This window comes from Ruminococcus sp. 1001136sp1_2201st1_G3_2201SCRN_220225, from assembly GCF_040924365.1.
Classification (GTDB): domain Bacteria; phylum Bacillota; class Clostridia; order Lachnospirales; family Lachnospiraceae; genus Blautia_A; species Blautia_A faecis.
Genome location: NZ_JBCOME010000009.1, coordinates 42,854 through 53,378 on the forward strand (window position 1 = coordinate 42,854; position 10,525 = coordinate 53,378).

A 10,525-nucleotide genomic window follows, 5' to 3' on the forward strand; every position below is an offset into this window, starting at 1 on the left:
ATGTTCAAAAAAATCTTTGAGTACGCAGGACCATATAAGAAAAATATGTATGTGGCCACGGTTGTCGTACTGGTCAGCGTTCTTATGGGCATCCTGCCTTTTGTGCTGGCCTATCAGGTCATTTCGCCATTGGTTATGGGCGATTCTGTTGAAACAGAATTTGTTTTATTGCGTGTTATAGGGGTTTTGATCTGTCTTGTTTTGCAGGCGTTTTTTTATGGATGGGGATTATCAATTTCTCATAAAGCAGCATATAACACATTGTTCCGGCTGCGGGTATCTCTGCAAAAGAAGTTTGAGAAACTTCCCCTTGGCATTGTGGAGGAAAAAGGGACAGGCACAATCAAAAAGCTGTTTGTCGATGATGTGGACAGCTTGGAATTGCTCCTTGCTCATTCAGTCCCAGAGGGTATCGCAAATTTACTGATTCCGCTGGTGATTTATGTTGCTATGTTTTGTGCGGACTGGAAACTGGCTCTTATGTCTTTGGCCTCTATCCCGATCAGCCTGCTCTCCATGGTCATTATGTACTCTGTTGGAATGAAGCGCATGGGTCCCTACTATCAGTCTGCACAGAAAATGAACAACACGATCATTGAGTACATCAATGGTATGGAGGTTGTCAAGGTATTCAATAAGGACGCAGATTCCTATGAGCGGTTCCGCAAAGATGTATCAGATTATCGGGACTATACTCTGGCGTGGTACAAGGCGGCGTGGCCGTGGATGGCAATTTACAGCAGTCTGCTTCCATGCACCATTATTCTGACTTTACCTGTTGGCGCATGGTTCGTTCTCTCTGGCTGGTCTACTTTGCCTAATTTGATCTTGGTACTGTGTCTTTCTTTAAGTATTGGTATGCCACTGCTGAAATCTCTCGGTTTCCTGCCTACCATGCCCCAGCTCAACTATAAAATTTCTGCATTGGAGCAGGTGTTGGATGCGCCAGAGCTCCAGCAGACAGAAGATGCGTTCCACGGGAAAGATGACACCATTACTTATGACCATGTTTCTTTCGCTTATCAGACCACACAGCCCGGCCCGGATGGAAAGCCTGTTGTAATTGAGGATGAAGTTCTCCATGACATTTCCTTTACGGCAAAAGCTGGACAGAAAACAGCCCTTGTTGGTGAATCTGGCTCCGGCAAGAGTACATTAGCGAAACTGCTGATTCACTATTATGACCCACAGAAAGGCAGTATTTCCATCGGTGGGCAGAAATTATGCGATATGAGCCTTGAAGCACTCAACAGCCGTATTTCCTATGTGGCGCAGGATCAATACCTGTTCAACACCTCTCTGCTTGAAAACATTCGGCTTGGTCGGCTGAACGCAACGGATGAAGAAGTGGTGGAGGCCGCAAAGAAAGCTCAGTGTATGGAGTTCCTTGAGAAACTTCCGCAGGGTATTCATTCAATGGCTGGTGATGCAGGAAAAATGCTCTCCGGCGGTCAGCACCAGCGTATTTCTCTGGCAAGGGCAATCTTAAAAGATGCTCCAATTGTGGTGCTTGACGAGGCAACTGCCTATGCCGATCCCGAAAATGAGGAAAAGATGGAAGCTGCCATTGCAGAGCTTGTAAAAGGTAAGACCCTTGTGGTTATCGCGCACAAATTACCAGCCATTATGAACGCAGATCAGATTTGTGTTATGGATCACGGAAAGCTGGTTGCAACGGGCAAACATCAGGAGCTGATCCAGTCCTGCCCAGAATATCAAAAGTTGTGGAAAGCGGCACAGGACAGCGCCGAGTGGAAAGTACATACTGCAAAGGAGGGGAAATAAATGTTTGCTTTGTTTTCAAGAATATTGAAACTTTCCGACCATTATAAGAGCCGTATTCAGGGCGCATTTGTTTGTGCGTTTCTGGAATCCATTCTGTCCAAAATGCCGATTTTTCTGGCCTTTGTGGTTTTGAGTGGATTTGCAAATAAGACGATTACCGGGCAGACTTGTCTTTATGTGGGACTTGGCCTTGCCGCTATTGTGCTGGTTCAGATGCTCGTCCACTATCTTAGTGACAGCCTGCAAAGTGCAGCGGGATATTTGATGTTCGCTGACAAGCGTATCGAATTGGGCGGCCATCTGCGGAAACTTCCGATGGGATATTTCACTTCCGGCAATATTGGCAAGATCAGTTCTGTCCTCAGTACCGACATGGTGTTCATTGAAGAAGTCGCTATGAGTACGCTGGGAAACATGATGAGCTATCTGCTGTCCTCGCTGGTTTTGCTGGCGTTCATGTTTTATCTGAATTGGCAGATTGGCTTGATTGCTGCGATAGTTACTATTTTGGCATGGCTGGTATCTAAGGGAATGAACAAAGTTTCCCTACGAGAAGCAGCAGGCCGTCAGGAGCAGAGTGAACGGCTGACCGATGCGGTGCTGTCTTTTGTGGAGGGCATTGGTGTTATTAAGAGCTATAACCTGCTTGGAGAAAAATCCGAAGAACTGTCCGGCAATTTCAAACGTTCCAGAAATACATCGCTTGATTTTGAACGGAAAATGACCCCGTGGACAATGGGGCTGAATATCCTTTACGGTATTGGTATTGCGGCAATTTTCGGTCTGTCTATTGTGTTGGAACAGAGCGGTGCGCTTTCTTTGGCTTATGTGTTGGGTGTTCTGCTATTTGTATTTGATCTTTTTGGCCCGTTGAAGGCTCTCTATGGAGAAGCATCCAGACTAACCGTTATGAACGCTGCCCTTGATCGTATTGAAGCGGTATTGGATGAACCGGAACTTTCCGACAACGGCAAGCAGCATATTCCGGCTCAGGCACAGCCGGGACAGCCGGAAGTCCTGTTCAACGATGTTACATTTGCTTATCAGGATAAAGAGGTTTTGCACCATATCAGTTTTGCCATGAAGAAAAATTCTATGACAGCGCTGGTTGGGCCATCCGGTAGTGGTAAGTCCACCATTGCAAACTTACTGGCGCGGCTTTGGGATGTAAAATCCGGCAATGTGACGATAAGGGGTGTGGATATTCGCAATGTACCTCTGTCGGAATTGATGAATCAGATCAGCATGGTATTCCAGCGCGTGTATCTGTTTCAGGACACCATTTACAACAATATCATCATGGGAAAGCCAGATGCCACGGAAGAAGAAATCTATGAGGCTGCCAGAAAAGCCCGCTGCTATGATTTCATTATGGCTCTGCCTGATGGGTTCCAGACAGTGGTTGGCGAAGGCGGTGCGACACTCTCTGGTGGCGAAAAGCAGCGTATTTCGATTGCCCGCTGTATCCTGAAAGACGCGCCTATCGTTATTTTGGACGAAGCTACCGCGAGTGTGGATACGGACAATGAAAGCTATATTCAGGAGGCTATTTCCGAATTGGTGAAGGGAAAGACCCTGCTTGTAATTGCTCACCGCCTAAATACCATCCAGAACGCCGATCAGATTTTAGTTATAGACAACGGCCAGATTGCACAGCAAGGAACCCATGAGGAACTTTTGAAACAGCCTGGTATCTATCAGGATTTTGTCAATATCCGAAAGAGTGCGGCTGGCTGGAGTCTTGCTTAATGGCGAAAGGAGCTGCCTATGAAACTTCATACTGCCGGAGAGGATTATTTGGAGGCCGTGCTTATACTCCAAAAGAAGCTCGGTATGGTGCGCTCTGTGGATGTTGCCCGGTACATGGAAGTTTCAAAACCCAGCGTATGTTACGCAGTAGGAACTTTACGAGAGGGTGGCTTTTTGACAACAGACGAAAACCATTATATACACCTGACCGACCTTGGCTGGGATGTGGCTGAAAAAATTTACGAACGCCATTGTTTTTTTACTCATCAACTTATATCCGTTGGAGTTAATCCACAAATTGCAGAAGTTGATGCTTGTCGCATGGAACATGCAGTCAGTGATGAAAGTTTTCAAAAACTGAAAGAGCATGCGATGAGAGAGATTGCTTCACAAAAAATTGACAATACATTTGATGATTTTCCTGTGAAGAAGTAGAAAATGTTGCTTTGCTAAAATAGATTAAATATGAAAGACACAAAATACAAGATATTAGCATATTTTGACAATCAATCATATCGAAAACTATTCAATGAGATAAACTCAGATTATGCAGAAAATCTACAAATTTTACTGCATAATTTGAGTTTATTTTCTTATGATGTGCTTATAATAGGAGTGATCCTTTATAAAGAGAACATAAGTAATATTATATCTGCTATTAGAAAAATAACGCAGATACCAATTATTATTTTGACGGATGCTTCCTCTTTATTGTGTATGTCATGGAAAAAAGAATTAATATACGCTGGTGCAGATTGTGTAATGGATATAAATAGCACTATAGAAGAAGTAGATCTGCAGATTTTTTCATTGGCACGACGAAATAATAAACAAAAAATAACTCAAAAGCAATCCGAAACGATGATTAATAAGGGAAAACTTGTAATGGATCATAAGAAACATAAAGTATTTTGGAATAATGTAGCGTTACATTTAACACGACAAGAATATAATTTTTTATACTTATTAGCGGTGACACCGATGAGAGTATACACATTTGAACAGATTTACCAGCTTGTATGGAAAGATTATTCTGTTGGTGATATTAAAAATATCATCTGGTGTCTGGTAAAGCGATTGAGAAAAAAGTTGAATGTCGTTGAAGACGGTGCCGGGAATTGCATTGTCAGTGTCAGGGATATAGGTTACAAATTTGAATTGAATAATGAAAACGAACAGCAGTAAGGCGAATAATCCGTAAAAAGATTGTTCGTCTTATTTTATTTGTGCTGGAAAGAAGGTGATAAAAATTGACCGTCAATTGACAGGTTTCTGACCGTTAACTGACAGGTGCATCCGATACACTGTGCCTTTGTAAAGATATGATTACAAAGGAGATCCGTGTTTGCAGGGAAACAGCAGAGATGCCGGACATTCCTGTGGACAGGAAGAACGAGCCAGATCACCGCCACACTCCGATTTGATTTCACAAAAATTCAGATCGGAGGAAAAGATAAGTGGCTTATAACAAAGCAAAAGAAGAATATAGATGGAACCAGTGGAAAGCAGAGGAAGAGAAGATCCTGCGTGAGCAGGGTGTGGATGAAGAGACGATCCAGAAGCTCCGGGAGTATGACTGGAACGATTTTAACGCAGAGCGGAGATTCCGGGAACATCAGACCTCACTTCTGGACTGTATGGAACTGCTTCTGGAAGAAAAAGAATCAGGAGAGTCTCAGCCAGAGAGTGTGGAAGCCCTGCTCGATACCGTGGAGAATGAGGAATTGCTCCAGATCCTGTTATCGACTGACAAGAAAACTCTTCAGATGGTTGTTCTGAAGATGATGGGATATGCACCAAAGGAGATCAGCCATCACATGGAACTGCCGGAGCAGACGGTTTATACAAGACTGCGGAGGTTACGGGAGAAAATCAAAAAGTCCATGAAATTTGAATAAAACAAAAGGCTCTCATCGGCTGATTATCAGAACGAACAGACAGGAGGATTGATACGATGGATGAGAAAGAAGTGTCCGAAATGCAGGAAGAAATGATGACGGTACTGGTAGTCGAGCCGATGAAAGCTCCCTATGTCAAGAACATCCCCAATGAGCTGGAGGATCTGCAGCAGGCGGTAGGCGGTGACATTGAAATGACCTATCCGTTTGATGATAAAGTTGGAATCCTTTTAAACGGCAATGGAAAATTTGAGGGATTGCCACTGAATCGTGCGTTATATGATGATCATAGACATGTCTATGATGCGATAGCCGGGACTTTCCTTGTGGTAGGGCTGACAGAAGATGATTTTACTTCACTGACACCGGAACAGATTGAAAAGTTTAAAGAAAAATACCAGTCACCGGAAATTTTTACTCTGTTTAACGGAGAACTCCATGTGATGAAGATGCCGCCGGAAGAAGAAAAAGAACAGAAAGAAAGCCGGAAGAACGATGCAAAACAAAAGAATCCGGCAAAGAAGAAAAACAGATCCGGGGATGCAAGATAAAATATTTTTTTGTGAAGTGAATAAAAAAATACACTGCCATCGGCTAGTAAGCAGAGGGACATCCCTCGGCTGTTCTTTGGCAAGTGAATATCGGCACTACAGGTACGTTCCCAACCGTAGAAGCGTGACAGTATGAGCGCCATGATTAAGTATAGGGTAAAGATTCTTAGGCTTGGAGCGAGGAAGCATAGCTGTGAATAAGGCGGTGGCAGCCTTTCGCCAAGATCACGGATGGGGGATAATGATACACGTTACCAGCCAGAGAGCGGAAGATGGACTCCGGGTTGTAATCAGAAAGACCCCCAGGACATCTGTGAGCGGCGGCAGGCCAGCCGCCCGCCTGTAGTGTCCCCTTTCCCAGAAGAAATACAGGGATGGTTCCGGGGGTGCGAGGTCAAATGCGGAACAGCAAGATAAAAAAGAAATCAATGAAGAAGTGTGTCGTTGATATCAGATACCATGCGGCTGTGGGAGACTACAGCCGTATTCTTGTGGTATTAACGTCACATCAAGGGGAGAGAAAGATGGAAGAAACAAAAAGAAGTGGGATGAGCAAGGATCAGTTCTGGAATCTGATTGAAAAAGCAAAGGAAGTGTGCGGCACCGATCTGGATGCTTCGGCGGTGTGGATCAAGCAACAGCTTTTCTATATGACACCGGAGGATGTTCTGCAATTCCATAATCTGGTTTACAGTTACCGGGATGCAGCTTATAAGTATGGCTTATGGACAGCGGCAGGTATTCTGATGGAAACAGGGTGCAGTGATGACAGCTTTTCCGATTTTCGGATGTGGCTGATCGCCCAGGGAAAAGATGTATATCTGAATGCCTTAAAAGATCCGGATTCCCTTTCCGGTGTAACTCCTTATGGATACTGTAGTTTTGAATCATTGGGATATATCTCATCGCAGGTCTACAGTGCCATGAAAGGAAAAAATATTTACCAGGATAGTACAGCCAGAATGCAGATGGAAAGCTATGAGCAGGTGATCAGGGATATTGTGTACCATCCCATGATCGAGTATCCGTTGGAATTGCCAGAAGCCATGGTGGTTTATCCGAAACTCTGTGAAAGGCATTTGTCCGAGCAGGTAAGGAATGCTCCACAGAAGGTAAGGACATGGAATGTTTCCCGGACGGATATCCGAAGGATGATGGCACGGGGAAATGCTGCCATAAAGAAAATGCAGGAGCAGGGAGCAAAAGCACCGGAAGCAGTCAGATCCGTCCGTAAGGGTACGGTAAGATAAGCTTCCCGGCAAGGAGAAGTAATGTGTTATAAAAATGAATATCAAAAAAGGGCGCATGGCGAAGTGGAAAGAATCTTTCGGGAACTTCTACCGGAAGCCGGGCTTCACGTAAGAGAAGAACAGATCCGTCTCTGCCATGAAATGCTGGATGCCCTTATGAAAAATGAGATCACGCTCTGTGATGCAGGAGTGGGCATTGGAAAAACCTATGCCTATCTGACTGCCTGCATCCTGATGCGGAAATATAGTGTACTGCATTCCGGTTATTCGGGATGTGACAGGCGGCCTGTGGTGGTATCCACTTCCAGCATTGCCTTACAGAAAGCTATCATAGAGGAATATGTTCCTTTTTTATCGGATGTACTGTTAAAAGCAGATCTGCTTCAGGGAGAATTAAAGGCAGTTGTCCGCAAGGGAAAGGAACATTTTGTGTGCGATTACAGGCTGGCCCAAAGACTGGAGGCAGTCCGGGATAAGAATAAAAATCAGGCACAGATGGAGGCATTGAAGTCCCTCCGGCATAACTTTGATTTAGATTCCGTACATAACCTGAGCGGTTTTGACCGCAGGCTGGTGTGCGTACCGAAATTCTGCCCCAGGGAGTGTCCGGGGAAAGCAGGATGCCGTTATCAGAAATATTTGGATGTTTCCAAAAAAGAGGAAGTTTTTATACAGATATGCAATCACAATTATCTTCTGGCAGACGCCATGCACCGGATGAATGAATACCGGCCTCTGCTGGCAGATTACAGAGCATTGGTAGTAGATGAAGCACATAAGCTCCCAGAAGCTGCCAGCCAGATGGATGGGAGAAGTATTGGAAGAGAGGATGTGCAGGAAATCTCGTATTTCTTAAACAGGGAGCATAAAAGTTCGGAAGGTAAGAGACTACAGGATTGGTTTAATACACTTTCAATGGAAATCCGTAAGGATCAGGCCGGGATGGGAGATGACATAGCTGGAAAAGAAAATTTCTATTTTCCGGCAAAGTGCCGATCTTCTCTGGAGCAGGTAAGGGGGAATCTCAGTCTTATGCTTAAAAGACTTGCTGGAAATGTCCCTTACTGGATCTTCCGGCGGCTGGAAGAGATGGAAGAGCTGTTCGGCTGGTTTCTGAAGAAGGATACCAGATACGTTTTATTTCTTCAGCCAGACGGCAGGGGAGATCCTGTGTTTATGGCTGTTAGCAGAGAGATTCCAAGGTTTCTCCATGATTCCTTATGGGACAGGGGATTTCCCTCGATTCTCACCAGTGGAACTTTAAAAGCCGGAAATGGGTTTGTAAGGACCAGACAGATGACCGGGCTGGAAAAGAAAAGCAGAGTCCGGGAGTGTGTAGCAGAATCCCCATTTTGTTACAGAGAGAACTGTCTGCTTTATATTCCTGAGAATTTAAAAGCGACGCTCAAGGGAAGCCGGGAAGAGGCCGAGCAACTTGCAGGCCAGATCCGTGATCTGGTGTGTTCTACTTTTGGGCATACACTGGTACTGTTTACATCTTATACCCTGATGGGAAATGTGCAGCAGCTCCTGCGGGATCAGATCCCGTTCCCGATGGTGCAGGTATGGAGAAACTCACAGGAAGAAATCGCACGGTTTAAGAAGATGGAAAATGCCGTTCTGTTTGCAGCCGGCTCCTGTTGGGAAGGTGTGGATTTTCCGGGGGATATGGTATCGTCCCTGATCATTGTAAAATTGCCGTTTGCTGTACCGGACCCCATCCATGAAGCACAAAGGGAACAATACCGATCACTGGAATCCTACATTCAAAATGTTGTTGTTCCAGATATGCAGAAGAAACTGCGCCAGGGATTCGGACGGGCGATCCGGACGGAGCAGGACACCTGTGTAGTGTCCATTTTAGACCACCGAGCGGCAAAGAAAGGAAAGTACCGGGGAGATGTTCTGGACGCCCTGCCAAAGTGCCAGATGGCAGAAAAAATCGATGAAGTAGAGGACTTTATCCGAAGCCGGAAAGTGGAGCGTTACTACAGCTGATAACATCCGTGGTGTTGTTGGTTCTGCCCAGATCTGGACAGAAAATAAGACAAAAAGTTTAGTGGTATTTCAGGAGCGGTTTTGACCGAATTGGTGGTATTTGTGATAGCTTTATCGGCATGAGTTGGGTATACTGTGTATAGCGTTAGAGGAAAGGAAGTGAGCAGGAATGAGACGATATGAACTGGAAAAAGAAAGAGAGGGTTCCACCGTTTATTTCTTTATCAGAGATGTGGAAACACTGGATATCGTCCTGCTTCCAACCAAATATCTGATGCACAAGATACGGAGTAAATGTTCACCGAATACGGTGCGGCGCTCCGCACTTGCAATCCTGTACTATCTGGAATACATCCATGAAAAGAAAAAGGAATTGACAGACGTATATCAAATGCCTTATGTTGAACAGACAAATCACTTTGTGGAATTTTTATACTGGCTGAAAGCCGGGAAGCATACCAGAGATAAAAATCACAGATCTCCAAACAATGGAACCTGCAACGCATACTTAAGAGATGTGTTCAGGTTCTATCTTTTTATAGAAGAAGAGTACCAGCAGTTCGGGGAGCTGAAAGTCCTGTCCTATAATTATTTTGTAGCCGTGGATGCAGTAGGCGTAAAGAAAAGCATACGATCAAAGAGTTTCAAAGGCTATTTAAAAGAGGAAGAGCATAAGGCGAGAGCAGCAAAGAAAGATGAAATTGTGGAAATCTTGAAAGCGTGTACCAATATAAGAGATCGGCTTCTCATGCTGCTTCTGGCAGAGACAGGCTACCGAATCGGTGAGATCTTAGGAATTGATTACAGTAAGGACATTGATTATCAGAACCACATAATCCGGGTATATTTCCGTGAGGACAATGAAAATGGAGCGAGAGCAAAGAATGCAGAATACCGAAGTGCGAAGATCAGCAAAGATACCTTCGGCTTTTTAAATCTGTATATCGCAGAGTACCGAAAACTACTTCAGCACCAGACAAGCCTGTTTGTGAATATTTCCGGGGATAATATCGGAAAACCAATGAACGTGGAAGCAGTATACTCCATGCTAAAAAGAATGGATAAGAAAACAGGGATTAAGATCACGCCTCATATGCTCCGGCATTACTTTGGAAATGAGCGGAGAAAAGCAGGATGGTCGCTGGAACTGATACAGCTGGCCTATGGACACCGCCACATCCAGACAACCATCAATTATCTAGACATTGTGGATGATGAACTGCTGGATGCCAGCCAGGAATTCTACGAGAAACACTCCTCCCTGTATGGGATTGAGGAATTGCTATAGGAGGTG

The 10,525-nt window shown here is 44.7% G+C and carries 9 protein-coding genes; all 9 read left to right on the forward strand.

Annotation, left to right across the window (positions count from 1 at the left end; translation table 11 throughout):
* Window positions 1-1,785, forward strand: a complete 1,785-nt coding sequence (locus AB5642_RS04970; protein ID WP_015535745.1) for an ABC transporter ATP-binding protein — start codon at window positions 1-3, stop codon at window positions 1,783-1,785.
* Window positions 1,786-3,534, forward strand: a complete 1,749-nt coding sequence (locus AB5642_RS04975) for an ABC transporter ATP-binding protein (protein ID WP_015535744.1) — start codon at window positions 1,786-1,788, stop codon at window positions 3,532-3,534.
* An 18-nt stretch (window positions 3,535-3,552) separates the two neighbouring features.
* Window positions 3,553-3,969, forward strand: a complete 417-nt coding sequence (locus AB5642_RS04980; protein WP_006428313.1) for a metal-dependent transcriptional regulator — start codon at window positions 3,553-3,555, stop codon at window positions 3,967-3,969.
* A gap of 30 nt (window positions 3,970-3,999) precedes the next feature.
* Window positions 4,000-4,719 carry a winged helix-turn-helix domain-containing protein gene (locus AB5642_RS04985; protein ID WP_015535743.1) on the forward strand — a complete coding sequence of 240 codons (720 nt, stop codon included), beginning with the start codon at window positions 4,000-4,002 and terminating at the stop codon, window positions 4,717-4,719.
* Between the two features lie 272 nt (window positions 4,720-4,991).
* Entirely contained in the window at window positions 4,992-5,432 is a 441-nt protein-coding gene (locus AB5642_RS04990; RefSeq protein ID WP_055057436.1) for an ECF-type sigma factor, read from the forward strand.
* Window positions 5,433-5,488: 56 nt separating this feature from the next.
* Window positions 5,489-5,983 (forward strand): DUF3846 domain-containing protein, encoded by a 495-nt coding sequence (locus AB5642_RS04995; protein ID WP_147518576.1) that lies wholly within the window; start codon window positions 5,489-5,491, stop codon window positions 5,981-5,983.
* 524 nt (window positions 5,984-6,507) lie between these two features.
* Window positions 6,508-7,233, forward strand: a complete 726-nt coding sequence (locus AB5642_RS05000) for a DUF4240 domain-containing protein (protein WP_055153011.1) — start codon at window positions 6,508-6,510, stop codon at window positions 7,231-7,233.
* A gap of 21 nt (window positions 7,234-7,254) precedes the next feature.
* Entirely contained in the window at window positions 7,255-9,231 is a 1,977-nt protein-coding gene (locus AB5642_RS05005; protein ID WP_147518575.1) for an ATP-dependent DNA helicase, read from the forward strand.
* A gap of 169 nt (window positions 9,232-9,400) precedes the next feature.
* Entirely contained in the window at window positions 9,401-10,519 is a 1,119-nt protein-coding gene (locus AB5642_RS05010; protein WP_015533399.1) for a tyrosine-type recombinase/integrase, read from the forward strand.
* Window positions 10,520-10,525 lie beyond the last annotated feature (6 nt).